Consider the following 26,166-nt stretch of genomic DNA (forward strand, 5'->3'; position numbering starts at 1 on the left):
TCACTTTATTCCTATACATTCCTATCCAAAATAAAAAACCCGGGAAACCCGGGCTTTTACAAAGATTCATTTTCAATTATGCGGTTTGGCTACATTGTCCAAAACATACTTCATGATCCCGCCATAAACAACAACTGTAGTAATAACAAGCAAAGAGGTCATCTTATCCACCATCCCCGGTGAGCTTATATTAGTCTGTGAGAATAATTATCAATTCCAAGCTTAGTTTACCATGATTGATTATCATTATCAATGATACACCCTTAATTGTCATACTTATTTAACAAATTCGGGATAAACCGTCCATTATCATGGAACTCTTTTTCATACTGAGTCAGGCTGGCCAATGCCTTCTCTTCTTCGGGGATTCGCACGGAAAGGATGACCATATTCAATAAGGTAAATACCGCCGCGGTCCAATAGGCATTAAACATCAGGGGAATCACGATCAACTCCAGAGCAACGATGACATAGTTTGGGTGCTTAATAAATCGGTAAGGGCCCTTTTTAACAACCTTTGCCCCGGGTAGAACGATAATCTTGGTATTCCAAAATGGACCAAGGGACAGAAGTGCCCAAACCCTTATCAATTGGGTCAGCACAAACAGCACGAATAGAAATGGCCAGTAGGCAGAAAGCTCACGGCCCAAAATCACAACTTCTGCTATCGTGCTCAAAATAAAGGCAGTGTGGATCATCACCATAGCGGGATAATGGCCAGAGCCAAACTCCAGCCCTCCCTGGGATTTGATCCACTTTTCATTCTTTCGGGCTATAGCCAGTTCAGTGAGCCGTTGAATGATGATAAAACCAATAAATAGAAAAAACATTATTCCCACCTCAACAGCAGCAATTCTGAGCTGAAACCGGGACCCATGGCGGCCGCAAGTCCATGTTCCCCCTGTCCTGCACTTTCCATGAACCTTCTTAGGACATAGAGGATGGTTGCCGAGGACATGTTCCCATATTCTTTCAGGACATCCAGCGATTTTTCAGTCATGCCCTCACGCAGGCCAAGTGCCTTCACATAGGCATCAAGAACTTTTTTCCCGCCTGGGTGGGCTACAAAATGATGGATATCCTCCAAAGTCATTTTCTCTGTTTCCAAAAACTCGCTTACAACAGGCAAGAGCCATTCCTCTACTATCGAGGGGATATCCCTTGAAAACACCACATGGAGTCCTTCATTTTTCACTTCCCATCCCATTACATCAAGTGAATCCTTCATCAGTGCAGACCCTGTCCCCAAAATTCTTGGTGACGCTTCCCTTTTCTTGTAAGGCAGGAATTTTGAATCCTCTCCGCAAACGAGCGCACAGGCAACACCATCAGCGAACAAGGAGGTTCCCACGAGATTGCTCTTCGAACGGTCATTTCGCTGAAATGTAAGGCTGCAAAGTTCAACCGTTAAAACAAGAMCCTTTGCCTTCGGAAAGGCGCGGGAAAGCCCGGAAGCACCGCCAGCACAGCCCAGTCCCCAAATGGGGATTCTTTTCGTCCGAGGCGAAAAAGGAAGAAGATTCATGATCCGGGCCTCAAGGCTTGGAGTAGCTAGCCCCGAGCTGCTAACCGTAATTATGGCATCTATTTCTTCATATGGAACATGCTTTGATAAGAACGATGGACTGGACAGGCAGCTTTTGACTGCCTGTGTTCCCAATTGAACCGCTGCCTCGATGTAGGCATTATTTTTCTCTTCAAAGCTGTGTTCTGTCTTAAACCAATCCAAATTTTTGGCAAAGTGGCGTTTTTCGATTTGCCCATTCATAAAAACGGGCAGCAGTCTTTTTATATCCCTAAAGGATTCCGAAAATAGCTCCTCGGCAAAATCCATGACTTTATCCTGTGTAATGCAATACGGCGGTATTGCTTCTGCGATTGATAAAATAGTCGGCATACAGCTCTCTCTCCTCACCTATCCTTAAGGTTACTTTTTCCATTTACCCCTCCAATATTCAGCAAAACTATCCGAGGCAATGGAAACAAAAAAAAGGCTTTCCCAAGGACCGGGAAAGCCTGACGTTTTGAAGGGAGTTGCTGTGCTCTTTTATTATAGCTAAGAATGCCGGTTGTGACAGCAGAAAAGAATTACCATTTAAAACTGAAACCCTTATTGGGGTTTGGGCTGGTCATGGACCTGGATCACTATCTTCCTGGAAGCCAGGATGCCGCATGGCTTACAGGTTTGCAAATCATTATAAATCCTGCAGCAGCGATCGCAATAATATTTTTCCATCTGTACACATCCCCGAAAAAAACTTTTTACATTATCCTATGCTTCTTTGCTGAAAAAGGTGATGATGGAAAAAACCATGAGAAACCTTTTTTGATTGTCAAGACTCCCCCGCCCTTTTCTATGGTTTGTGTATATTTTCACATATTTGTTTTCACAATTCGTTCACACTTTGCCCTTCACCCATGTGACATAAATCACTGTTATTACAACTTTACCCTATTAACATAGTAGATACGTAAGGAATGAACAATTTGTGAACTGCTAAAAACTGGCTGGCATCGGACCATTTGTTTTGTATGATGGGATTGTATCCAACAGTGAACATTATTTTAAGGGAAGGGAGTGGACACCATGGCTCAGCCTGGACTTCAAAAGAAGACGAAAATAAAGGTGGAGGATTCATCGTCCCTGAAAGGAACATTGGCTTCTGTTTTCTTGCTGGGATTCTTCCTGATTGTAACATGGGTCGGTGTTTTTTATTTATTTGTAGAGCGATTTTAATCGAGAGTATAAGGGGAGAGAAGTACCATGCATATTCATAAGTATGAAAAAATCTGGCTAATCTTCGGGACTGCCACCTTGCTGGTGTTTTTGTCCGTTGTCGGCGTCAGCGCCTTCTATCTTGGCAACCAGCCGCCAAGCTGCATGGCAACGGTGGATCCAGAGAAAGTTGACACACTGGCTCCGTTCAACAAACCCGGATTGAATAAGGTCGAGGGAAAAGAATGGGATTATGAGCTGGTATTTGTCGCTTCGGCCTTTAACTATACTCCTGGAGAAGTAGAAGTGCCTCTTGGTGCCAAAGTTAAAGTCATTGCGACAACCAAGGATGTCATCCATGGCTTTTCAGTTGCAGGAACCAATATCAACATGATGCTGACGCCTGGGTATATTTCCGAATACCTCACAACCTTTGACAAAACCGGGGAATTCCTCATCCTTTGCAATGAGTACTGCGGGGCCGGACACCATATGATGACGTCAAAAATTAAGGTGGTGGAATGATGAAAACTGTGTCTGAAAAGATAAAAGTGGATCGTCTTGATGGAAAGCTGGGCATGGCGCATTTTTATGTAGCGTTTATCGCCCTGGCAATCGGCGGTTTGGCCGGATTGCTGCAAACGCTGGTAAGGTCCGGAAAGCTTGTCCTTCCGGCAGGTATCGGCTATTACCAAATCCTGACCGTGCATGGTGTCGTTTTAGGACTTGTGTTGACAACCTTCTTTATTATGGGTTTTCAATTGGTTTCGGTCAGCCGGACGGCAGGGACCTTCACTTCCAAACAGCGTAAGGCAGGATGGATTGGATTCTGGACGATGACAGTTGGAACTGTTATGGCCGCTGTCATGATTTTGCTGAACGAAGCTTCGGTATTATATACATTTTACGCTCCTCTCCAGGCTCATGCACTCTTTTATCTTGGCCTTACTTTTGTTATTGTCGGCAGCTGGATTGACGGTGCCGTCATTATTTCAGCCTACGCCGCATGGAGAAAAAGAAATCCCGGAAAGCCAAGCCCGCTGCTTACTTTTATGTCCCTGGTAAACACCCTGATGTGGATCATTGCCACAATTGGTGTTGCAGCTACCGTTCTCCTGCAGCTTCTTCCCTGGTCCCTTGGCCTTGTGGACACTGTCGATGTCGCCGTCAGCCGGACGCTATTCTGGTATTTCGGACATCCGCTCGTATATTTCTGGCTGCTTCCTGCCTATATGGCATGGTATGTGATCATTCCAAAAATAATTGGAGGAAAGATTTTCTCGGATTCCCTGGCGCGCCTGACATTCATTCTATTTCTATTATTCTCCATCCCTGTAGGGTTCCACCATCAGCTGATGGAGCCAGGAATTGACCCTGCCTGGAAGTTCTTTCAGGTAATCCTGACATTCATGGTCATTATACCTTCCCTGATGACGGCTTTCTCTTTGTTTGCGACATTTGAAACTTACGGACGTTCCAAAGGGGCCAAAGGCTTGTTTGGATGGATGAAAAAGCTTCCTTGGGGAGATGCGCGCTTCGTCGTTCCTTTTATCGGGATGCTAAGCTTCATTCCTGCAGGTGCAGGGGGCATCATTAATGCTTCCCACCAAATGAACCAGGTCGTCCATAATACCATTTGGGTAACTGGCCATTTCCATTTGACAGTGGCAACTGCCGTAATCCTGACTTTCTTTGGAATAAGCTATTGGCTGATTCCCCACCTTACAGGACGCACATTTACGAAAGCAATGAATAAGCTGGCCATCATCCAGGGTGTGTTCTGGGCAATCGGTATGACTTTCATGTCAGGAGCGATGCATGCAGCTGGCCTCCTTGGAGCCCCCCGCCGTTCTTCCTTCTCTGAATATGGCGGAGCTGCCCAGGCTGCCGAATGGATTCCCTACCAGGTGGCACAGGCTGTGGGTGGAACGATTTTGTTCGTCGGTATTATTCTCATCCTTTATATCTTTATAAATCTGGCATTCTTTGCTCCAAAAGGAGAAGAGGAGTTCCCAATCGGGGAAGCCGCGGATGGTTCGGAAAAAGCCCCAATGGTATTGGAAAACTGGAAGCTGTGGATCGGGATTGCTGTCCTCCTTATCCTGTTTGCCTATACCATTCCGTTTGTTGATATGATCCAAAACGCTCCAGTAGGTTCTAAAGGGTATAAGTTGTGGTAAAACAAGAGCGCTCCATTACTGAGGAGCGCTCTTTTGCTTTTTGTTTTCGAGGATTCGCGGTTTACGTTTCGGGAGATTGACCAGCGTGACTGAAGCCAGGATTGCACCTATTCCAATTCCCTGTGTCAATGTAATGCTTTCCTGGTAGACGGATATTCCCAGAATTAATGCAGCAACCGGTTCGACTGTAGCTATTATGGCCGCCCTGCTGCTTTCTGTCTTTTCCAGCCCCCATGAATAGGCAAAATAGGCCAAAACTGTAGGGAAAAGCCCCAGTCCAATGCTGTACAGGTACACTTCCCCCTCGGATGCCCAAGCCTTTTCCCCTCCCAGCAGAATCGGGAGCAATAGTGCAGCAGCCATGATAAACGTATAATAAGTTACGGTAAATGGATGGTATTTATTCAAGGCTACTTTGCCGAAGATGCTGTACAACGCATAGCCAAGGCCGGCGCCAAGCCCGATTAGAATACTAGCCGGCGGAAAGCTGCTTCCCGCACGCAAACTGACACCGGCCACCAATGAGCATCCTGCAATCGTACCAACAACCGCTGCCAGTTTTTTTACGTTCAGCTTTTCTTTTAGAAAAAGAAAGGACAAGGTAATCACGAATGCTGGCGAGGTATACAGAAGGGCGGCTGCGACAGGAATGTTCATCCTTTCTATTGCCGTAAAATAGCACCAATTAAAAAAGACAATGCTCATCCAGCCTGTGCCGATAAAAAGCGGAAGGTCTCCAGCTTTTATCCTTAAGTGGCGACGGTATTTAACCAACCCGATTCCCATGAGAATAAAGGCCGCAGTCACTGCCCTTACGGCAACGATTTCCATCGGGCTCAAGCCTGCAGCGGAAAGGCCCTTCACAAAAAAGCCGATCAATCCCCACATAAAAGCAGCTAAGGCAATCATGAGATAAGGCATGTAGTCATCCTTCCTCCAGGCAAAGAACTGTTAATTATGATATTCTGTAAACTTCCCGGTATTTTTCATTAAGGTATTGTGCAAGGTGATCAGCATTCAAGCCTTCCCCAGTCACATCATTAAGAATTTCAAGCGGCATCTTCATCTTCCCATGAACATGGACCTTTGCGGTCAGCCACTCCTGGATGGGCTTAAGATTGCCCTCTTCAAGGAGCTGTTCAAAGTTTGGCAGATCCTTCAGCATCGCCTGTTTGAACTGTGCAGCATACATATACCCCAGTGCATAGGATGGAAAATAGCCGAAGCTTCCTCCTGACCAGTGGACATCCTGTAAAACCCCCTGAGCATCGTTCTCTGGAACGACGCCAAGATACCGTTCATATTTTTCGTTCCAGATCTGCGGCAGGTCCTTTACCTCGATTTCATCATTGAAAAGCCCTTTTTCTATTTCATACCTTACCATCACATGCATGGGATAGGTAAGTTCATCCGCTTCAATCCTGATCAGCGACGGCTTTGATTCATTGATCGCCCGGTAATAGTCTTCAAGCTCAACATGTGCAAACTGGCCATCGGTATATTCCTGAAGCAGCTCATAATTTTTCTTCCAGAATGAATAGTTTCTGCCGACAAAATTTTCATAAAATAGAGACTGTGATTCATGGATGCCCATTGAAGTTCCCGTGCACAGAGGGGTCCCCACCAAACGAGGAGAAATATTCTGCTCATACAGGGCATGACCTCCTTCATGGATGGTTCCGAATACAGCCGTCCTAAAATCTTCTCATCAAACTTGGTCGTCACACGCACATCACCCGGGTTAATGCCGATGGCAAACGGATGGACCGTTTCATCAAGGCGGCCGGCATCAAAATTATAGCCCATCTGCCTGAGGATTTCCTCGCTGAATGCCCGCTGTTTTTCTTTGGGAAAATGCTTGAACAGAAAGTCAGTCTTTGGCTTGTCAGCTGAATCGGAAATTTGCTTCACCAGCGGTACAATCTGTTCCCTTAACTGCCCAAATACCTTATCAAGTACCTCAACCGTGACACCGGGCTCATACATATCTAGCAGAGTGTTGTATTTATTGCCGCTATAGCCCCAATACCCGATGAAACGCTTAGTGGTTTCCACAAGCTTTTCCAAATAAGGCCGGAACATCTCAAAGTCTGATTTATTTTTTGCTTCTTCCCAAATGCTTTCCGCTTTCGATTGGAGGATGACATATTCCCTGTATTCATCCGCAGGAATCTTTTTGTTGCGCTCATATACTTTTTTGCATTCCATTGCGGTTTTCCTGGCAACCTCTGAAGCATGGCGGTCCTCGGCAATTTTATCTATGTATTCGGCCATTTGCTCCGAGACTGACATTGAAAACACTTCAGAAGATAATACACCTATAACTTGCGATCTTTGGTCCACTCCATTTTTCGGAGCTCCTGTCCTTAAATCCCAATAAATAACCGAAAGGGCTTCCTCATAAGCAGACATCTTCTTTACATAATCAAGAAATTCTTTTTCCAGCGCGACGCTCTCCATCTGCATCTTCCTTCCCAATTCTATGTCTCTCCCATATTATCACATTTTTCTGAAACATAATAACGTACCATTAAAGAATCGGAAAAATATTCCTCCTGAAACAAGTGGAAGCCCACCCTTAGCAGGATGGGCTTCAATATTAATTTGCACCTGCAGCCAAATCACTGCTCCCTGAATTTTCCGGCTGGACAGGAAGGACTTCGAGGAGCTTTTCAAGGATCTCCCGGTCCAGAGTCTTATCGAGGAGAATGTGTACTTCTCCCTGATCTGTACTTGTCCTAATGAGCCGCCCTATTCCCTGTCTTAGCCTCAAAAGCATATAGGGCAAATCAACCTCATCAAAAGCATTGTCTGCTTCTTCCCGTTTAGCCGCAAATACCGGGTCGTTCGGCGGAAATGGCAAAGCAAACAGAATGACATTTTTCAAAGCACTGCCTGGAACATCCAATCCTTCCCACAGATTTACCGAACATAAAACACTCTGCTCTTCATTTTGAAAGCGCGAAACAAGTGTTGATATTTCTGCATCCCCTTCAAACAGAACAGGAAAGTCAAATTCTCCTTCAACCATGCTTTTAAAGGAGCGCAGTTCATCCCGGTCTGTAAACAATACCAGGGCCCTCCCCCCCGAAGAACGAATTTGCCGGATTGTATACTGGGCCCTCGCTGCAAAGTCTGCTTTGGAATAATCACGAAGGGAGATGCACATGACATCATCGTAGTCAAATGGTGATTCAACCGAGAAGGAAAGATAGCTGTCAATTCCCAGACTGTTTGCCATGTACTCAAATGACTTTCTTTCCGACAAGGTGGCTGAAGAAAAAACAAATGGCTTTTCCTGGGAAAACACTTCTTTGCGCAGTACTTCCTGAACCATTTTTGGCATAATGACAAGCGTTTTCTCGCCATTATGGATCTCAAGCCAGTTAATCCCGACCGAACGTCTGGCAAATAGAGTCAACGAATAACTGATCTGATCCAGGTATTCCTCCACAATCTTCAGGTTATAGTCGTTAATCACAAACATTTCACTTTCAAAAACCAATTCTTCCTGCAGGGATTCCAAAGTCCAAAGCAAATCCTCCGCTATTCTTGACACGGATGGTGCTTTTTTTACTGTCAGCTTTTCGGATGCCCTGCTTTCCTCGCTATATTTTTCCAGTTCAATAAAAAGCTGATCATTCAGGAATATAGCCTTTTCCATCAGGTTTAAGGTCTTTTCGCGTATATCATTATCCATGATCCTCGTGAGCAGGGTTTCCAGGGTTCGTTCCGCATACCGATATGTCAACGCCTTTTGGCTTGCGAACTCAAGGAGGTGGCCTTCATCAAAGACAACACAGCTCCCATCCGGCAAAAACGGAAGCTCACCTTCACGCTTGCGCGACTCCTTTGTCCAAATATGTTCCATATAAAAATCGTGCGAGCAGACAATCAGGTCAGCTGCTTTTCGATAATGCTCCCGCTGCAAGGTCAATCCGCAGCGATGCCTGCGGCTGCATGCAAGGCAGTCCTGAAGCGGATCCCAGTTAATATTGGCCCATTCATTATCCGTCAGGGAAGAATATTCTGTCCGGTCACCATACCGATGAAATTTCTGCAGCGTACTGCCTTCATGGACGAAATCTGGCAAACTGTCGTAAACTGCATGATACGCCTCATCGTCCCCATCCACAAAGGGATCCAGCTTATTCAGGCAAAGATATTGATCCCGTGATTTTGCCAGGCGGACATCAATATTTAAATCCAGCGCCTTTTCCAGCTTGGCAATGTCCCCTTCCTTTTTGACAAGCTGTTCAATCAGCCTTTCATCGGCACACGCAATGATGGCCGGCTGCTTTTTGTAGCGGGCATAACAAATGGCATAAAGAAGGTAGACGATTGTTTTTCCCGTACCCACTCCAGCCTCTGAAAAAATGACTTTCTTTTCCCTGAATGCTTTTTCGAGCTGAAATGCCATGAAGACTTGCTCATCCCGCAGCTCAAACCCAGCTTCAGGGAGAACATCATAGAAAACATCGCCAATCCACTCGCTGAATTTATCGAAAAAAGATTCTGTTTTTGAAATAGTAAAAGGCAAACTGCCAGTCATGGTAACCCTCCAGACAAATTGACAGCGCCTTGCGATGGGCGCTGTCATTTCCATGTTATTTACTTTAGATGTTTCAGCTACCCTAGTCGGGCGAAAGGATCACTCTCTAGCGCCTAGGCGGACGCTTTCCCCAGTACTGGTATAAGTCTGTCCTGATGAACCCATTGAACAGCTTCCTCTTTTTGGTTGCAGGCCTGCCGTAGAATTGCTCAAATTGTTCGTTTGAAGTCATGATATATACGGACCATGTATCCAGCGCTCCCAACACTTTACCCATTTCCTTGTACATATGTTCCACAGCTTTTTTATCGCCAAGCCGCTCACCATATGGCGGGTTGCCCACGATGACACCGTAATCCTTTTTGGCAGCAAAATCCTGGACCCGCATTTGCTTAAAATTCACCAAGTCTCCAAGGCCTGCCTCAAAAGCATTTTCTGCAGCGATTTTCACAAGGCGATGGTCAATATCCGAACCTGTGATATCCAATGGCTGGTCATATTTCGCCATGTCCTCGGCTTCATTTCTCGCCTGCTCCCATACCGTGTCCGGCATCCAGTCCCACGACTCGGAGACAAACTCCCGATTAAATCCCGGAGCAATATTCTGGCCAATCAGGGCAGCTTCAATCGGAATGGTTCCCGAACCGCAGAAAGGATCGGCGAATGGACGTTCAGGCGTCCAATTGGTCAGCATCACCAATGCGGCAGCCAGGGTTTCCTTCAGGGGAGCCTCTCCCTGGTCCACCCGATAGCCTCTCTTATGCAAACCGCTGCCGCTGGTGTCAATCGTTAAAGTGGCAACATCCTTCAAGAGGGAAACCTCTATTTTGAACAGCGGTCCATTTTCCTCAAGCCAGGAAGTTTTTTTGTAGGATTTGCGCAGCCTTTCTACAATTGCTTTTTTAACAATGGACTGACAATCGGACACACTGAAAAGCTTGGACTTTTGCGACTTCCCGCTAACAGGGAATTCAGCATTTTCCGGAAGGAATTGCTCCCATGGGATGGATTTTGTTTTCTCAAACAATTCATCAAAAGTATAGGCTTTAAATTCTCCTGCCTTAATTTTGACACGATCCGCGGTCCGCAGCCATAAATTGCTCCGCGCAATCGCAAGCTCGTCCCCTTTGTAAGTGATCCTGCCGTTTTCGACCTGGCATTCGTATCCAAGGTCTCTCACTTCCTTCGCTACCAATGATTCCAGCCCCATTGCCGAAGTAGCGATCAATTCGAGTTTGCTCATCTATTTCACCCTTTAAAATTCACTTTTAATGAATATCCATCATACCAGTTTACGGTTAGATAATCCAATCTATGTAAAAATAAAGAAGCCCTCCCGGCAAAAAAGGAGAGCTTGCTAAAACACTCATACAAAATCGATTAATAACGCTCTGTAAGCCATGTTTTGTTCCATTGTGCTGCGACCGGCAATTAGCCTCGCACTCCGGCGGTAACCATCTATCTACAGGTGGTATCACCTGTCCTTCCCTTCGTTCATTTCCTCCAGGAAAGTGCCCCTACCATTATTTGGGTTTCTCGCTCGCGGGGTTTACCTCGTTCCACCCTTCCCATTTCTGGGAAGGCTACGTCACTGTGGCACTTTTATAGGTATTCATGCCATATCCGAAGACTTAGGCATTTTCCCTGCCGTCAGCCGATTAGGCTGCCCTGGCTTATGAATTGGCCAGGCACGAACACTACGGACATCTCAGCCCGTGCGAGCATGGACTTTCCTCTGCAGAAAAACTGCAGCGGTTACCCGAACGCTATTAACGATTACATAGATTATTATATGGAATCATTCACAATATAGCAATGGTAACCAATTAGAAAAATTGGAAGAAAACGGTTCAATCGTAGAGCTTATTGCCAAAAACATGTTTTTCCAGGTTGGATAACCTTTTCAGTATATCGAAGTTCGTAGTCCCGGCAGGCTGGGCGCTTGGCCTTCTTGCGGCCTCCTCGAGCTGTTTCTTCAATCTCATGTTTTCCTGCTTAAGCTCTTCGATTTCCTGATGGAAGACTTCATAATCCTTAATCACAAGATCAAGGTATTTATCCACTTCCTCCGGTTTATATCCACGCATGGCCGTTTTAAATTCTTTTTCAAGTATTTCTTTCGCTGTAAGGTTCACTTTATCAGATAGCATCATTTCTCACCTCGATATACCCCTATCATCACTTTATATTTTTTCAAAAACAGTGATATTTGTCAATTCTCTAATCCCGATCTTAGAAATCCTGATTAAACTGTTCTTCTTCCACAATCATCTGGAGGTCAGAAAAACTGATCATCCTGATATCGTACTCTCCCTTTTCCTGCCTTTGTTTGGCAGCCTCGAAAATATATCTTGGACTCCCCTCTTTTTCCTGATCATAGAACAGGATGAGGACATCGCTCTTTTCTATGAAAAACTGGTTAGCCGCACGCAGCTGCCAAGGTTTTTCGTAAGGCCTCCTTGATACCGAATCGACATGGTCGGCTTGGATTATGACCGACTCATACCATTCCCTGTTGCTCTCACTCCATTTTTCCTCCAGATTTAAAAAAGGAGTGATGACCGAAAGCTTAAGTTCGGGAAGATACTCCTGCAAAGCAAACACTACTTCAGCCGCCCATAATTCCACTCCCGGCTGTCCGCTTATAAGAACCCATTCAAGCCCTTCTTCCGCCAATGCAGCCAATTCCTTCATGATAGCGGTTTTTATGTATTTGACTGCCGGGTGATCCTGTTTAAACACGCCAAGCTCATATGCCTTATATCCCGATACAACTGCTACTTTTGCCATGTGAGTACTGACACCTTTCCATATCTATTCTCTCTTCTTACCAATATTAATCCTAACCAACACAAATGAAAAACAGGGGCTGTGGTGAAAACTCAGCCCCTGCCTGTTGCAATGATTAGAATCCGTAGCCTGGCCCAGCTCCGAAGCCCGGCCCTGGGCCATAACCTGGTCTTGGCACTCCAACTCCAGCTGGCGGGACAGGTCCTCCATAAAAATGCTGGTGCGTCACCTCATTAATCTGGGATTCAGTATGCGGTGTGTAGTGAATATGGTCAAAGTTGGTATGATGAACATTGGTTGTATGCGATGGGTGGATGTGCGGTACTATATTATTTGAAAAAGTATTATTTACACAGCACTTGGTCGGATGAACAACTGCTGGTAAAACACAACCCGGTCTCGGTCCGCAAAACATAATCTGTACTCTCCTTCCTCAAATTGGTTTGTTGTTTACACTACTAACCTATGAAGAGGAGAGGTATCTTGTACTAATGAAAACACCTATTTTTTTACCTTTTGCCTAAAAATTTCATGCGATATTGTTATATAAGAGCATAAAAATTGTCTTTAAAACCGGTGAAAACGATGACAGTCAGGAAGACCACAACAAAGAACATTACCAAAATCGCTTTATACATTCTTAACAGCCCCAAAATTTATTTTCTCCACAAGACTACATTTTAACGTCCATTTAACTTTGTTACAATATAAAATCCCAATTTTCACTAGACATAATTGTTAACATTTTGTGACACCTGCTCTGAACTTTATCAAAAGGAAAACCGTGATTATAATCTTTCCCCGGAGACATAACAATGAAACTCTTCTATTGGTGCTTCATTTTCCTTTTAAGCCTTATCAGCCTTTTTTCCAGGTCCACTTCCAATTTCTTTGCTTTTCCCCTGTTTAGGGCTGAAAGCAATGGATATGCCTTCTCGGTGTAGCTCTCAGCAAGCTGGTATTCCTTTTCCCGGTGTTCAAAATACTTGGCCAGCTCAAGCAGGGATTCCAATTTTTGGAGGTCTGTCCCATTTTCAGAGGCTTTTTTCCACAACGGCAAGGCTTTTCCATATTCCTTATTCCGTTTGTATTCAGCTGCAAGTGCCACCATTGCAGCAATGGCATCTGATCCGCCTCCATCGGCAATGTCCTGAAACGTCTCTTTCGCTTTTTCACTCTCTCCAATATAGGAGAACCAGCGTCCAACCTCATACGTTTCCCTTATAGTCCTTCCTGCATCCAATCCAAGCAATTGGAACGACAGATGGGTATACAGGGTAATCAGGGAAAGAATGTCAAGCTCGTTGTGCTTCAAGACTCCAAGAAGTCCTTCGGGATGTTTCCTTTCCAGGAAATCAAAATATATCATTGGAGCGAGATACCCGGGTATATCATCTACCCGTTCAAAACCAAGCACTTCTTTTTCAACAGCGCCAAGCTTCATTCTCTCTATCCTATGTTTCCACATTCTGCGGGCAGCATGGTATAGGTCGAAATGGCCGAATGACGGAAGTTTTGGAACATGTTCCCTCACGAGGGTATGCCTCGTCTTGACCTGCGGCCAATCAAAGGCTTTGCCATTATACGTTACCAGGGTCCGATAATTGACGGATTCCAGGAAGCTTTGGTAAAGAGCTATTTCAGCCCCGGGATGGGGAAGAAGATGCTGGGTTAGAATGACGCCATCCCTGGTCAGGCGGGCATGGCCGAGTAAAAAAATGGTGTTGCCCGCTCCACCTCCCAACCCCGTGGTTTCAGTGTCAAAGAAAAACAGATCCTCCGGACTATGCCCTGCTGCGGATAAATGGTGCTGGACTTTGCTATCATTCCATCCCACAATAGCTTCCAACGCTTCGGTAAAAGTGTATTTTCCATGTTTATGGGAAAGTGGATACACCACTTTTCGTACAAGGCAATACTGGTCATCGAAATAATAGGGCGCAACATTTTCTTTCTCCCACACATCCATAAAGGGAATCTTATGATCTTCCTTAAGGACCGGCTTGATGGCATGGTCGGGACTGCTTTTCATCCCAGTCGATGGTGAAAGGTGTGGTTTTAAACGATTCAGCTTATTTCTCAGCGACATTTTATCACCTCTTTAACTGGCTGCCGTAAACAGATCAATCATTTTCAGCACATCTTTTTTTGCCGTCTCTGCTGCTGTGTCAGTGCCTATGCAGGATGGGCAGCCGGATTGGCAGCTGCATCCCCCTACCATCCGCTTCGCCTCAGCCAGAATATCATCCATTAAGTGGTAAACCTTTTCACTCAGGCCTATCCCCCCTGGATAACGGTCATAAAAGAATATGGTCGGCTGCTCATTATGGGTAGCTTTCACCTGCGGAACAACGTGGACATCCTGCGGGTCGCACATTACAAATAAAGGAACAATATGTTTCAATGCCTGTGCTGCACCAATAAGCCCCTGCTCAAGCCTTTCATCTTCAAATTCATATAACTCCCTTTTCAATGAAATCCAGGCTGAATTGGTATGCAGCTCCTCCTCCGGAAGATAGATGGGGCCAGACCCAATGTTCTCATGTGTTTCAAATTTTATCTTTTTAAATATAGTAGCCATTGCACGGACACTGACATCACCATACCCCAGGACTGTACTGCCGAGAGAGCGAAGTTTGTCTTCCTCGAGAACATTCAGCTGGACAGCAAGATTGGCATCGGTAAAGTAGTCAACCGATACCTCCCTGACGAAAGCTTTTTTCTCCTCCCAATCCAGCATTTCCACCTGATACTGAATTCCCTGGTGCAGATAGATAGCCTCCTCATGCAGCAGGGTCATGGCAGAAAAGGTATCCATCTCGCCAATTACACGGACGTTTGCCACATCCGATTGATCAATGATGACCACATTTTCCTGTGAAGCAGACCGAAGCGAGATATTATGCGCCGGGAAGGCGTCATTCATCCAATACCATCTCTCCCCATTTTGGTGAAGGATCCGTTCTTCGGTCAAATACTCAAGGATCTCTTCCACTTCAGCACTCCCAAAACGTTCCCCTTTATTAAAAGGCAGTTCGTAGGCGGCACATTTTAAATGATCGATCAGGATAATCAAATTGTCCGGATTGATTCTGGCTGTTTCAGGACTTCTGGCAAAAAAATAATCTGGATGCTGGATGATATATTGATCAAGCGGGCTGGAGCTTGCCACCATGATTACAACTGCTTCTCCATGCCTTCTGCCTGCCCTTCCCGCCTGCTGCCATGAACTTGCAATGGTGCCGGGATATCCATTCATGATGCATACCTGCAGCTGGCCGATATCAACACCGAGTTCAAGGGCATTTGTACTGACAACCCCATAAATTTCCCCGGATCTCAGCCCTTTTTCAATTTCCCTCCGCTCTGTGGGAAGGTATCCGCCCCTATAACCACGGATAGCTTTTGGCCCCAGTTTATGCTTGACAAGCTCCTGAAGGTAAGTAAGCAATATTTCCACTCTGACCCTGCTTCTGGCAAAAACAATCGTCTGGATTTTATTTTTCAGAAACTCTCCTGCAAGCCAGCGCGTTTCCAATGTAGCGCTTCTCCTTATATTAAGAGGTTTATTGACAATGGGGGGATTATAAAAAATAAAATGCTTCCTGCCGGAAGGTGCTCCGTTATTGTCAATCAGATTCATTTTCTTTTCTGTCAGGTTTTCAGCAAGCTCGAGCGGGTTGGCAATGGTTGCAGATGTACAGATAAATATGGGGTCGCTCCCATAGTATTGGCAGATCCTCCTGAGCCTTCTGATGACATTGGCAACATGGCTGCCAAACACGCCCCGATATATATGGAGCTCATCAATTACTACGAACTTAAGATTCTCAAACAGGGATACCCATTTTGTATGATGCGGCAAAATGGCGGAATGCAGCATATCCGGATTCGTTATCACAATATGTCCAGCCTTCCTCACCTTTTGCCGGATATTGGCAGGAGTGTCGCCGTCATATGTATAGCTGTTTATATTAAGCCCTGCTTCCTGAATCAGTTCATTGATTTCGCTTTTTTGGTCCTGTGCCAGTGCTTTTGTCGGGAACATATACAATGCCCTTGATTTTGGATCCTTAATAATTTCCTGGAGGACTGGGAGGTTGTAGCATAAAGTTTTCCCTGAAGCCGTTGGTGTGACTGCCACAATGCTGTCACCCTTCCCTACGCTCTCATACGCCGTCTTTTGGTGAGTATAGAGCTCGTTTATCCCCCGTTTCTGAAGAGCTTCCCTCAATAATGGGCTGATGTCTGATGGCATTAGGGAAGTCCTGGCCTCCTTCGCCTCAATGGTTTCCCAATGGATGATATTTTCCTTGGCGCTATCTTCCATCTTCAAATATTGAATGATATCCTGTAAATCATGTCGGAATTTCATATCTTCACCTCAATAACTCTATTCTAGCGAATAAGCGTTCGTTCAAAAAGAACTAAAAGAAAATTCGCGCCTGTATTTTTTTCCATGATGTGATAATTCCTTTACAGACTCATAATCTACCTTTCAACTCCTATGGGTCATTTTTTGTTACAATAGGGAAAGTAGCGTTGTTTATTAAGAGGTKAACATAATGAACAAATATCAAATTGAACAGTTTCTCTCCAGCTATTCTTTGTTCCGCGACTTGGACCAAATGGAGATTGCCAAAATCGCCGACATCTCCATTTCCAGGGATTGGCAGAAGAATAGCCACGTTTTTCTTCAGGGAGACCCGATTGAAAATGTGTATTTTATTCATAAAGGAAAAGTGAAGATTTACAGAACCGATGTGAATGGCCGCGAACAAATTGTGAATATTTTAAAAGGCGGAGAAATGTTTCCTCATGTAGGTTTCTTCCGCAAGGGCGGATATCCTGCATACGCAGAGGTGCTTGAACCATCAGCTCTGATCACCATTCCAATCTCCCATTTTGAGCGTGTACTGATTGAAAATCCGCAATTAAGCATTAAGGTATTCAAGGTGCTGGGCGAAAAAATCGTTGACCTGCAAGAACGGCTTGAAGAACAAATCCTTAACAATACGTATGAGCAAATCATAAAACTGTTAATCAGGCTTGCATCCAAACATGGAAGTCAACAAGAAGACGGGAAGGTTTGTTTAAAAGCGGAGTTCACCAACAAAGATTTGGCCAATATGATTGGCACAACCCGTGAAACAGTCAGCCGTACGCTGACCAAAATGAAAAAGGAAAACCTGATCGAAACAGACGATAAAGGGAGCCTGATACTGGAACCTCAAGTCCTTCTGGAAGAATTGCTATAGTGCCGAAGAAAAAGCCGCTGTCCATTTTCCGGACAGCGGCTTTTTTGCAAATTATATAGTATGGCTCATTTCTATACTTTTAATATTCCCCCTAGACCTTTAACCATGGACGAAACCTGGGTTACGGCATTCATCATCTGCCCTGCGGTATCGAGCATCTTATTGACATCGAGTGTTCCTTCCTGATTTTTAAAGGAATTCATGACCGATTGAAACCCGCCTGGCTGTTTTGGCAAAAAGGCATTCTGCGGATAAGGATGCAAGCTGGGAAATGACTGCTGGCCTCCGGGCAGAAACCCGCCATACGGTGAAGGATTTTGCGGCGGCTGAAGCGGGTTATCAAACAGCATTTGCGCAACATTCTGTGTGCCGGCGTAAGGTTGGCTCCCCCCCTGCCACTGGCCCATCGCGATGCCCATGGGCCCTTGTGGAGCAAAAGGCATGTTCTGATGATTCATCGTGCCTCCGCCTGCCATATATGGATGATAGCCATGATGCTGGTATTGATAATAGGCTTGAGGTGCCTGAAAGTTTCTGTATCCATTGCCAGGAGGAAAGGATACAGGAAGGGGTGCATATGGATACATGATAGGATATGGCAACTTCTGTTTCCTGCCAAACATGACAAACCTCCTCTTCATTTTTCGCTACAGCATCTTATGATGCATTTGCCCAAAGAGTGATTCAATTGGAAATGTCTTCACTATTTGTCTAAATGTGAGGAATGATGTCTGAAATCTCAATATTTGGAAAATAAAAGGGGCTTTGAAAACCATGTTAAAATAATGATGAAATATAGGGAGGGAAAACACATGAACGTTCACGAACTGACATTGAAGTTTATCCAGGTTAGGAATCACACACCTGAACACGCGAATGAATTGCTGGATTTCGCCAAAAAGGCGTATGTCCATAACGAAATTTCCTTCAGTGAATACCGTTTGCTCGTTCGTGAGCTGGAGCTAAGGGGAGCTGCCAATACTCCTGAAAATGCTCATCAAAATTCCTGATACACTGCTGAGGCAGGAGTACCCTTTTCCAGGGTACTTTTTTTATGGCACTCTGCCCCTATTTCTCAATAAGATCCAAAAGCGAACCCAGTACATAGTCAATGGACTGGATATGTCCCATAAATCTCTTCCTGCTCGTTTCTGGAAAAAAGGCTTGAATGGATACCATCTCAATATTGTCAGCCGTTGCATCAATCTGTTTTGGATGGAGGTTTCTCTGCGGGTTTTGCTCAAGCCAAACAAGCGTCTCCGCTTTCCATTCGCCTGCCTTTGCCCTCACTTCATCAGCAAAAGGTTTTACCTCCTCAAAAAAATCACCTTTTTCCCCTGCTGCCTTTGCCTGTTCAAATCTGTTTAGGATAAACCCGCTGTATTCTAACATCAATTCAGTAAGCTCTTTCAACCTATGGTTTCCACTCATCTCTTGGCCTCCAAAAAATAAAAGCAGCCTTTGGCTACTTTATAATGATGATATATATTCTATTTTGTTTAATAGCCCAGTTCAAGCTTTGGAACTTGATTTCCCGGATAAGCCAATGTGATTCCCTTGCTCTCCTCCTCCAAAGACAGCATGCTTTTTTCTATATCAGCCAGTTTTTGCCCGCATTGTTCATACCGGATTTCCTGGGTTTCATGCCATTTTGTTTTGAACCCTTCAATTGAGGAGTGCAAATCATATTCCAGTTCCACAAGCCGATCGTTCAATTCCGCCAGCATGATCAAAATTTCCTCTTTCTCCAGCCCTTCTGCTCTCATATGCGTTACCCCTTTCGGAACTTGTTATGTACAGTATTCGCCCTCTCCTGCACCACTCCTCTGTACTTGACAAAACTAGAACGTATTCGCCAAAGAAAATGGAATACCTGTTTGTTCGACAGAAATCTTCCTGCATTAAATGCTGGGTTTTGAACAAAATAACAAGCGGAGGTGTTAGCATTGAAAAACGAGGAAAAAGACAACAAACAAGAGCAGAAACAAATGGAAGAGCGCAAGACCGGTTACGGAGACAAAAAGCTGGAAGGGCCCGATCGTCCATCAACCTGAAGAAGCAAGGGGATGCCCCTTGCTTCTTTTTATGGAAAAAGGCTCTAAACCCTAACTCCATCCATCCAAAGTCATTTCCTTTAGAGTGATCAGCGTATGGAACTGTTTTTGTTTCTCAAGAAACCACTCCGTAAGCTCAATGGAGTGCCTATGCTGAACTTCCTGCTCCATCCACCTGCTTTGAAACCTTCTTTTGTTATACCAGTCTTCCTGCCTTCTATAATGATGGCTGACAATAGGAAAGGCGGCCCTTAAAAAAGGTGTATCCCGTTTTTTGGACATAGGCAAGTACCGTTCATAATCATGTCTTGATCCCGTATGTTCCGTTGTGAGTGCAAAATCAATAAACCCGGGATACAGGTCAGGATGAAACAAAATATCGGCAATCCTCTTGCCAAGGTTGATTCGCTTATGGACAGACTTAAACCCGTTCACACTGGCACCATAAAGGATCCCCTTTCTTGTCGGGAGAATCACCGAACTGAAATGCAGGAGATCCTGGAACATGAACATCATGGTATTGAAAACTTTTTTCTGGTACAAATGATGTTGAATGACGGAATCATGGATAACGTTCTGTTCGTTCACTATAAGGGCAACCATCAGCCTTTTTTTATCTCCCGCCTTCCAATAGTGCATCCACTCCCTCTCCATAAAAGAAGAAACATTCAGATATCGCAACAGGTGAAACATTGGGCGCCTCATTTTCGTCGAATAATGATATAAAAGCAATTGGGGATAGGCATCATGGAAAATGGTCCAATTGGCTCGCTCATAAGTCAGGAAAAGCAATCTCAATACCTTCGGATCAAGGATTTTTGGAAACCATTCCCCTTCAAGGTCGCACATATTATAGCCGCCATTCCGTGATACCATGCTCGCCAAGAACGCCCAAACCATATCGGGGTGCTTTAGGTAATAGTCGAAATAGGCAGCCGTACGCGAGATATTGTCGATATTCAGCCTGTTGGTCTCGAGGCGGATCTGAAGAAGAAGGTCCTCCTCGCTTGCTGCCTTCGATATTGTTCCTGGCATTGCTTTCACCATCCTGCCTCCTGCCTTTTTTTCTATTAGCGTGAGTTCATTCAGGTCTTTTTATTCAACCACACATGAGGAAGATTTGGTATGATAGGTAGTAGTTTGCGAGGTGCCATATATGAATTTTCATTATCCCAATGGGAAACGCTACATTCCCAAAACTACAAACGCTCCCCAAAAAAAGAGCCAAGGGAAAAATTTTGCATACAGCAACAGGGGGATGACACTTGAAGAAGATTTAAATGAGACAAATGCTTACTATTTGGAACAGCAAATGGCTGTCATTCATAAGAAGCCCACTCCAGTCCAGATTGTCCATGTCGATTATCCCAAAAGAAGTGCAGCCGTGATTAAGGAGGCCTATTTTAAACAAGCATCTACTACAGACTATAATGGCGTCTATAAAGGAAAGTATATCGATTTCGAGGCCAAGGAAACAAAGTTCGCGACCTCTTTCCCATTAAAGAACTTTCATGAACACCAAATACGGCATATGGAAGCCGTTCTTGAGCATAATGGAATCTGCTTTGTGATTGTGCGATTTACATCCCTTGAAGAAGTCTACCTGCTTGAGGCAGGACATCTTCTTGGTTTCTGGAAGAGGATGCAGGACGGAGGCCGTAAATCCATAACCAAAAAAGAAGTTGAAATGTTTGGCCATCGCATTCCTTTAGGACTGCATCCAAGGATTGACTATCTTGGAATTATAGATTATCTTTATAATCTTAGTTAAGCTTATTTTTCCGATGTTTAGAAAGGAAGGTAAATATAAATGGCAGATAAGCCTCAAACAAGAGAGGAACGCCGTAAAAAGAGCAGCAAACGTAAGCCTAGTGAAAAAAAATCCTCTAAAGGATTGTTTAAAAAGATATTTCTCGGACTTGTGATCTTCGGGATCGTCGGCCTGCTGGCCGGTGCAGCGACCTTTGCTTTTATGGTCCATGATACACCCAAGCTTGATGAGTCCATGCTGAAGGATCCCATTTCCTCAAAAATCTACGACATGAATGGTGAACTTGTAAGGGAAGTAGGTTCGGAAAACAGGGACTATATTGCTTTTGAAGATATACCAAAGGTCGTTAAGGATGCTGTCATCGCCACGGAGGACGTCCGATTCTACAAACATAATGGAATTGATCCCATCCGCCTGGGCGGGGCCGTGCTTGCCAATATCACCGATGGGTTTGGAGCAGAAGGCGCCAGCACCATTACACAGCAGGTTGTGAAAAATTACTTTTTGTCCTTTGATAAAACGCTTGACCGGAAAGCCAAGGAAGCATGGCTCGCTTTCCAGCTGGAGCAAAAATATACAAAAGAAGAAATCTTTGAGATGTATGTGAATAAAATCTTCATGTCTGAAAATAGCCATGGAATCGCCACAGCCTCAAAAATTTATTTCGGAAAGCCATTGCAGGAAGTTGAACTGCATGAAGCTGCCCTGCTCGCCGGTATGCCGCAAAGCCCGAATAATTACAATCCTTTCAAGTTCCCTGATAAAGCGGAAAAACGGCGCAACACGGTATTAAGGCTGATGCATCAGCATGGATTCATCTCGGAACAGGAAATGAAGGAAGCGCTGGAAATTCCTGTCACCTCCAGCCTTGTGGCGGAGGAAGATCGTGAAAAGCGCAAGGAAAGAGCGTACGACTCTTTTATCGACCGTGTTATCGATGAGGTAGAACAGCAAGGCGATTTTGATATCTTTTCCGATGGACTGGAAATTTATACAACTTTGGATCCGAATGCCCAGGACTATGTGGAAAATGCCCTGAATACCAATGATGTCATCAACTATCCAAACGAACAGATACAAGCTGGTGTTGCCCTTCTCGACACCCAGACTGGGGAAATCCGAGCCATTGGAGGCGGACGAAACCAGAAAGGAGCACGAGAGTGGAATTATGCCACCGACCTTAAGCGTCAAACAGGCTCTACAATCAAGCCGATTCTCGACTTTGGACCGGCCATTGAGCACCTCAATTGGGGTACTTACCATATGCTCGAAGACAAACCTTATCAGTATTCGAATGGCACGCCGATCAATAACTGGAATAATCGTTATGAAGGGACAATGACGATGCGGACAGCTTTGGCAAAGTCCAGAAATATTCCTGCCCTTCAAGCCCTGCAGGCGGCCGGACTTGATAATGCCCGGGATTTCGCGGATGGCCTTGGACTGGGAGAATTCCTTCCTGATCCGATTACCGAATCCGCAGCCCTTGGTGCTTATGAGATGTCCCCGCTAAAAATGGCGGGAGCCTATGCAGCATTCGGGAATAACGGTTTTTATACGGAACCTTATGCCGTCAAAAAAATTGTCCTCCGGGATAAGACGGAAATCGACATGACACCCGAATCAGTTGTAGCAATGAAGGATTACACTGCTTTTATGATTACAGACATGTTAAAGAGCGCTGTCAGTTCTCCATACGGAACAGGAGGCATGGCAAATATCCCTCACCTCCCTGTAGCCGGAAAGACAGGAACAACGAACTATGATTCCGAACAAATCAGCAAATGGAACATTCCTGATGGAGCGGTACCAGACTCGTGGTTTGTAGGCTATACAAGCAGGTATACAGCTGCCATATGGACAGGATATGAAACAAAGGAGAATGCCCTCCTGGCGGATGGATATCAGCAAAAAATACCGCAGATCCTGTTTAAAAACATCATTCAGGAGGTCTCAAAAAATATCGATACCCCTGACTTTACCACACCAAACAGTGTTGTGAGGGTAGCGATTGAAAGAGGCACCATCCCTGCAAAACTAGCCAGCGAGTACACGCCAAAGGACCAAATCCTGTATGAATATGCCGTTAAGGGCCATGTACCTGCTGAAACATCGAAGAAATTCGAAAAGCTGGATGCGCCGAATAAATTGAACGCCAAATACGACGAAACCACTAACGAAATCATCCTGACCTGGGGCCACAAAGCCCAGAGCGGGGTAAGTTTTGAAGTAAGTGCTTCCCTTGATTCCGGCGGTGAACAGCTGTTGAAATCGACATCGGAAACAGGTTTGAAGATTGCCAATCCTTCTCCTGGCGGCACTTATACCTTCAAGGTAACCGCCATCCGCGGTGACCAGCGGAGCGACCCGGCAAGCACCAGCATCCAAATACCGGATCCTTCAGCCGTTCCGGAAGAAGAGGAACCTGAGGCAGAAGAAGGATCAGAAGAAGCAGAGAAAGACAAAGATGCAGACAAGGAAAAAGAAAAAGAAAAAGAGAAAGAGAAGGACACAGAGAAAGACAAAAATCAAGAAAACGAGAGTGGAACTGGCAACAACCAGGATGAACAAGACGGAGCCGACGAAACAGAAACAGAAACAGAAAATCCTGCCGCAGGCAACGGAAGCAGCAATGGAAATGGCACAGGCGGCGGCTCCGACGAAACAGGCAACAATGGAAATGGCAGCTAACAAAAAAAACGCCCGGAACTTATGGTTCCCGGGCGTTTTATTGTGTTCCCTCGCGAAATTTAAGCGTGGACCTGGCAAACTGCTTATGCTGTTCAACCATTAATCCCGAAAGTTGGATGTAAGAATGATAAAGCCCCGGCCTGGCCATGATAAACTTGAGTCTCTCTTCTGCGTTGACAGGCTTTACACCTAAGGTTCCCAAGCCTTCCAAAGACAAACTTACCGGCATTCGATTTGACCAGTAGACGAACTTCAAAAAAAGGCTTATACCCTGCTCCATCGCCACAGATGCTTTAATCGGATCACGAACAGAATGGCCCTGGCCAATTACACCCTTAAGCTTTTCCCATTCGTTTAACAGGATTGGAATGTATTTTTCTGGCGTATCCCACGGATTAACTTCTTTTTCCCCTATATGGTCATCTGTCCAACTTTCCACTATTTTTCCTTCCCCTTCATCCGTTTCTTTCCTTCCCTGCACAATTCCAGTAAAGGACATATCTCGCATTGGGGATTCTGCGCCTTGCAATGGTATCTCCCGAAAAAAATCATTCGATGGTGGGTAACCGACCATTCTTCTTTAGGCACCTTCTTCATAAGCGTTTTCTCCACCTCAAGGACAGAGTCCTTCCACCGGCAAAAGCCAAGCCGCTTGCTGACCCGCTCCACATGCGTATCAACTGCAATCGCCGGAACTCCATAAGCTACGGATACAACAACATTAGCGGTTTTTCGCCCTACACCAGGAAGCTTGGTCAATTCATCACGGTCACTGGGAACAATGCCTCCGTATTCATTGATCAGCATAGAACAAAGCTTTTGAATATTCTTTGCTTTATTGCGAAACAGACCAATGGACCTTATGTCATTTTGAAGTTCTTCTAGAGGGACGCTTAGATAGTCTTCGGGGGTCTTATACTTTTGGAACAGGTTTTTAGTTACTTTATTGACCAGTGCATCTGTACACTGTGCCGATAAAGCCACCGCTATGACCAGTTCGAATGGATTAGAATGATTCAGCTCGCAATGAGCTTCAGGGAACATCCGTCCCATTTCATCCAGACAATAACGAATTTCTTTCTTGTTTAACATCGTCTCCACCTGTCATAATAAATTTTTTAACCATACATAAGAAAAGCGAAAGCGCCTTGCTCAGCCCCGACCAGCATAAGACGATCCAGAATAGAAGGCGTTCTTTGCCTTCAATTCTGGAGCGGCTTATGACTCGAGGGGCTAGGCGCTGGAGCTAGACAGTTATCTAAGTTCTCCACTTTATACTTTCTTATCTATAAAAAAATGAGGAAACGATTTCCTCGTTGCCTCTGATTGGTTTTATGCCAAATTTACTGCTCAAGCCAATTGTAAAATGGGACGGGCTTCGGCTGTACGTTTGTTTCCTTTTCCACTTTCCTTTGCTGTCCCTGATGCTGCCTGAACTTCCGGCCATGGCTTTTGGCCTGTTCAATTGTCCTGATTCCATTGCGCTTCCACTCAAACAGAATGCGATCGATGTAGCGAAAGTTCAATTTGCCTGATATGACGGCTTCACGCAGTGCAGCTTTGATAATAAGCGGATCGTGATGGTCATCATCCATCCACATCGCAAGTGTCTCACATTCAAACGGGGAAAGCGGCCTGCCAAACTCTTCTTCAAAGCATGTATATAAATCCGTCTCTTCCACTTGCCTGGCATGTACCCGTTCCTGTTTTCTGCTTTGCAGGAAGCGGTCGATCAACTTTTCCCATAATGGGTCAAGGGAATACTTTTCAAACCGAATTCCATCGGGCGAAAAGCCATCTTTAATTTCAATAAAGCCTTTCTGAATCAGGGTTCGCAGCATCTCCGTACAGTCAAAGGCGCTGGAAGCCATACGTCCGGACAGCTCGGCAGGCGTGGGAAACTCATTTCCCTTTTCAGCGAAATGAAGCACCTGAAGAAGCAGTACGAGCTCTTTTTCAGTCAAGTGCATGTTTTTATATTCTGTTAGTAAAGCGGCTGGGATATTGATGCTTCCCTCCCGCAGCCATTCCAAAAAATCAGCTTTTTGCATACCGGACACCTCATTTCTAGTATAACACGAACATTGCCGGCTAGTAACTCTGCACAAAAAGATTAAAGATGTGCATTAGTTCTAATAGACAGAAAAAGGGAAG

The 26,166-nt window shown here is 45.0% G+C and carries 24 protein-coding genes, 1 other RNA gene and 1 pseudogene; 7 read left to right on the forward strand and 19 right to left on the reverse strand.

Going from position 1 to position 26,166, the window contains the following annotated elements; translation table 11 throughout:
- Positions 1 to 263: 263 nt before the first annotated feature.
- A complete protein-coding gene (locus ADU22_RS20955) occupies positions 264 to 833 on the reverse strand; it encodes an isoprenylcysteine carboxyl methyltransferase family protein (protein WP_053364694.1) in 570 nt (189 codons plus the stop codon).
- The gene (locus tag ADU22_RS20960) at positions 830 to 1,897 is read right to left on the reverse strand and encodes a type III polyketide synthase (RefSeq protein ID WP_053363912.1); all 1,068 of its coding nucleotides are present in this window, start codon (positions 1,895 to 1,897) and stop codon (positions 830 to 832) included. Before ADU22_RS20960 ends, ADU22_RS20955 begins: the two co-directional genes overlap by 4 nt.
- A 690-nt stretch (positions 1,898 to 2,587) precedes the next feature.
- Between ADU22_RS20960 and ADU22_RS20970 the strand changes: the two genes are divergently transcribed.
- Genes ADU22_RS20970 through ADU22_RS20980 form a run of 3 tightly spaced genes read left to right on the forward strand, consistent with a single transcriptional unit; the run spans position 2,588 to position 4,896 of the window.
- On the forward strand, positions 2,588 to 2,737 hold the full coding sequence (locus tag ADU22_RS20970; RefSeq protein ID WP_053363914.1) for a cytochrome c oxidase subunit 2A: 150 nt from the start codon (positions 2,588 to 2,590) through the stop codon (positions 2,735 to 2,737).
- Positions 2,738 to 2,764: 27 nt separating this feature from the next.
- On the forward strand, positions 2,765 to 3,241 hold the full coding sequence (locus tag ADU22_RS20975) for a cytochrome c oxidase subunit II (RefSeq protein WP_046524206.1): 477 nt from the start codon (positions 2,765 to 2,767) through the stop codon (positions 3,239 to 3,241).
- A complete protein-coding gene (locus ADU22_RS20980) occupies positions 3,241 to 4,896 on the forward strand; it encodes a b(o/a)3-type cytochrome-c oxidase subunit 1 (RefSeq protein ID WP_053363915.1) in 1,656 nt (551 codons plus the stop codon). Before ADU22_RS20975 ends, ADU22_RS20980 begins: the two co-directional genes overlap by 1 nt.
- A 15-nt stretch (positions 4,897 to 4,911) precedes the next feature.
- Here the strand turns inward: ADU22_RS20980 and ADU22_RS20985 are convergent, their stop codons facing one another.
- From ADU22_RS20985 to ADU22_RS21020, 10 genes and pseudogenes are all read right to left on the reverse strand, one after another.
- Positions 4,912 to 5,817 (reverse strand): DMT family transporter, encoded by a 906-nt coding sequence (locus tag ADU22_RS20985; RefSeq protein WP_053363916.1) that lies wholly within the window; start codon positions 5,815 to 5,817, stop codon positions 4,912 to 4,914.
- Positions 5,818 to 5,851: 34 nt separating this feature from the next.
- Positions 5,852 to 7,362, reverse strand: a pseudogene (locus tag ADU22_RS20990) (carboxypeptidase M32).
- Positions 7,363 to 7,495: 133 nt separating this feature from the next.
- The gene (locus ADU22_RS20995; RefSeq protein ID WP_053363917.1) at positions 7,496 to 9,448 is read right to left on the reverse strand and encodes an ATP-dependent DNA helicase; all 1,953 of its coding nucleotides are present in this window, start codon (positions 9,446 to 9,448) and stop codon (positions 7,496 to 7,498) included.
- Between the two features lie 106 nt (positions 9,449 to 9,554).
- Complete coding sequence (locus ADU22_RS21000; protein ID WP_053363918.1) at positions 9,555 to 10,691, reverse strand: THUMP domain-containing class I SAM-dependent RNA methyltransferase; 1,137 nt, start codon at positions 10,689 to 10,691, stop codon at positions 9,555 to 9,557.
- 146 nt (positions 10,692 to 10,837) lie between these two features.
- Positions 10,838 to 11,215, reverse strand: an RNA gene (rnpB, locus tag ADU22_RS24005) — RNase P RNA component class B.
- Between the two features lie 83 nt (positions 11,216 to 11,298).
- Positions 11,299 to 11,598 carry a cell division regulator GpsB gene (gpsB, locus tag ADU22_RS21005; RefSeq protein WP_046524200.1) on the reverse strand — a complete coding sequence of 100 codons (300 nt, stop codon included), beginning with the start codon at positions 11,596 to 11,598 and terminating at the stop codon, positions 11,299 to 11,301.
- 82 nt (positions 11,599 to 11,680) lie between these two features.
- Positions 11,681 to 12,238 carry an SLOG family protein gene (locus ADU22_RS21010; protein WP_053363919.1) on the reverse strand — a complete coding sequence of 186 codons (558 nt, stop codon included), beginning with the start codon at positions 12,236 to 12,238 and terminating at the stop codon, positions 11,681 to 11,683.
- Positions 12,239 to 12,353: 115 nt separating this feature from the next.
- On the reverse strand, positions 12,354 to 12,653 hold the full coding sequence (locus ADU22_RS24435) for a CotD family spore coat protein (RefSeq protein WP_082252956.1): 300 nt from the start codon (positions 12,651 to 12,653) through the stop codon (positions 12,354 to 12,356).
- Positions 12,654 to 13,064: 411 nt separating this feature from the next.
- On the reverse strand, positions 13,065 to 14,327 hold the full coding sequence (locus ADU22_RS21015) for a ribonuclease H-like domain-containing protein (protein WP_053363920.1): 1,263 nt from the start codon (positions 14,325 to 14,327) through the stop codon (positions 13,065 to 13,067).
- A 12-nt stretch (positions 14,328 to 14,339) separates the two neighbouring features.
- Positions 14,340 to 16,613, reverse strand: a complete 2,274-nt coding sequence (locus ADU22_RS21020; protein WP_053363921.1) for a DEAD/DEAH box helicase — start codon at positions 16,611 to 16,613, stop codon at positions 14,340 to 14,342.
- A 190-nt stretch (positions 16,614 to 16,803) separates the two neighbouring features.
- On the opposite strand from ADU22_RS21020, the gene ADU22_RS21025 reads away from it, so the two are divergent.
- Positions 16,804 to 17,496 (forward strand): Crp/Fnr family transcriptional regulator, encoded by a 693-nt coding sequence (locus tag ADU22_RS21025; protein ID WP_053363922.1) that lies wholly within the window; start codon positions 16,804 to 16,806, stop codon positions 17,494 to 17,496.
- Between the two features lie 71 nt (positions 17,497 to 17,567).
- Here ADU22_RS21025 and ADU22_RS21030 read toward each other — a convergent pair whose 3' ends face one another.
- On the reverse strand, positions 17,568 to 18,119 hold the full coding sequence (locus ADU22_RS21030) for a YppG family protein (RefSeq protein ID WP_053363923.1): 552 nt from the start codon (positions 18,117 to 18,119) through the stop codon (positions 17,568 to 17,570).
- Positions 18,120 to 18,308: 189 nt separating this feature from the next.
- On the opposite strand from ADU22_RS21030, the gene yppF reads away from it, so the two are divergent.
- On the forward strand, positions 18,309 to 18,506 hold the full coding sequence (yppF, locus tag ADU22_RS21035; protein ID WP_053363924.1) for a YppF family protein: 198 nt from the start codon (positions 18,309 to 18,311) through the stop codon (positions 18,504 to 18,506).
- A gap of 58 nt (positions 18,507 to 18,564) precedes the next feature.
- Here the strand turns inward: yppF and ADU22_RS21040 are convergent, their stop codons facing one another.
- The 3 genes from ADU22_RS21040 to ADU22_RS21050 all read right to left on the reverse strand — a co-directional run bounded on the left by ADU22_RS21040 (position 18,565) and on the right by ADU22_RS21050 (position 20,585).
- Positions 18,565 to 18,927: a YppE family protein gene (locus tag ADU22_RS21040; protein ID WP_053363925.1), complete on the reverse strand. Its 363-nt coding sequence runs from the start codon at positions 18,925 to 18,927 to the stop codon at positions 18,565 to 18,567.
- 68 nt (positions 18,928 to 18,995) lie between these two features.
- Entirely contained in the window at positions 18,996 to 19,262 is a 267-nt protein-coding gene (locus tag ADU22_RS21045) for a hypothetical protein (protein ID WP_053363926.1), read from the reverse strand.
- 339 nt (positions 19,263 to 19,601) lie between these two features.
- A complete protein-coding gene (locus ADU22_RS21050) occupies positions 19,602 to 20,585 on the reverse strand; it encodes a DUF2515 domain-containing protein (RefSeq protein WP_231687978.1) in 984 nt (327 codons plus the stop codon).
- Positions 20,586 to 20,706: 121 nt separating this feature from the next.
- Between ADU22_RS21050 and recU the strand changes: the two genes are divergently transcribed.
- Both recU and ADU22_RS21060 read left to right on the forward strand, forming a co-directional pair.
- Positions 20,707 to 21,321, forward strand: coding sequence for a Holliday junction resolvase RecU (recU, locus tag ADU22_RS21055; RefSeq protein WP_053363928.1), 615 nt, complete (start codon positions 20,707 to 20,709; stop codon positions 21,319 to 21,321).
- A gap of 39 nt (positions 21,322 to 21,360) precedes the next feature.
- Complete coding sequence (locus ADU22_RS21060) at positions 21,361 to 24,012, forward strand: PBP1A family penicillin-binding protein (protein WP_053363929.1); 2,652 nt, start codon at positions 21,361 to 21,363, stop codon at positions 24,010 to 24,012.
- Positions 24,013 to 24,049: 37 nt separating this feature from the next.
- On the opposite strand, the gene ADU22_RS21065 is transcribed toward ADU22_RS21060, so the two are convergent.
- From ADU22_RS21065 to ADU22_RS21075, 3 genes are all read right to left on the reverse strand, one after another.
- Positions 24,050 to 24,451 carry a YpoC family protein gene (locus ADU22_RS21065; protein WP_053363930.1) on the reverse strand — a complete coding sequence of 134 codons (402 nt, stop codon included), beginning with the start codon at positions 24,449 to 24,451 and terminating at the stop codon, positions 24,050 to 24,052.
- Positions 24,451 to 25,104 (reverse strand): endonuclease III, encoded by a 654-nt coding sequence (gene nth / locus ADU22_RS21070; protein ID WP_053363931.1) that lies wholly within the window; start codon positions 25,102 to 25,104, stop codon positions 24,451 to 24,453. The genes ADU22_RS21065 and nth overlap by 1 nt, the downstream gene beginning before the upstream one ends.
- Positions 25,105 to 25,355: 251 nt before the next feature.
- On the reverse strand, positions 25,356 to 26,063 hold the full coding sequence (locus tag ADU22_RS21075; protein WP_053363932.1) for a DnaD domain-containing protein: 708 nt from the start codon (positions 26,061 to 26,063) through the stop codon (positions 25,356 to 25,358).
- Positions 26,064 to 26,166 lie beyond the last annotated feature (103 nt).

Source organism: Bacillus sp. FJAT-27251 (assembly GCF_001273925.1).
Taxonomy (GTDB): Bacteria; Bacillota; Bacilli; order Bacillales; family Cytobacillaceae; genus Mesobacillus_B.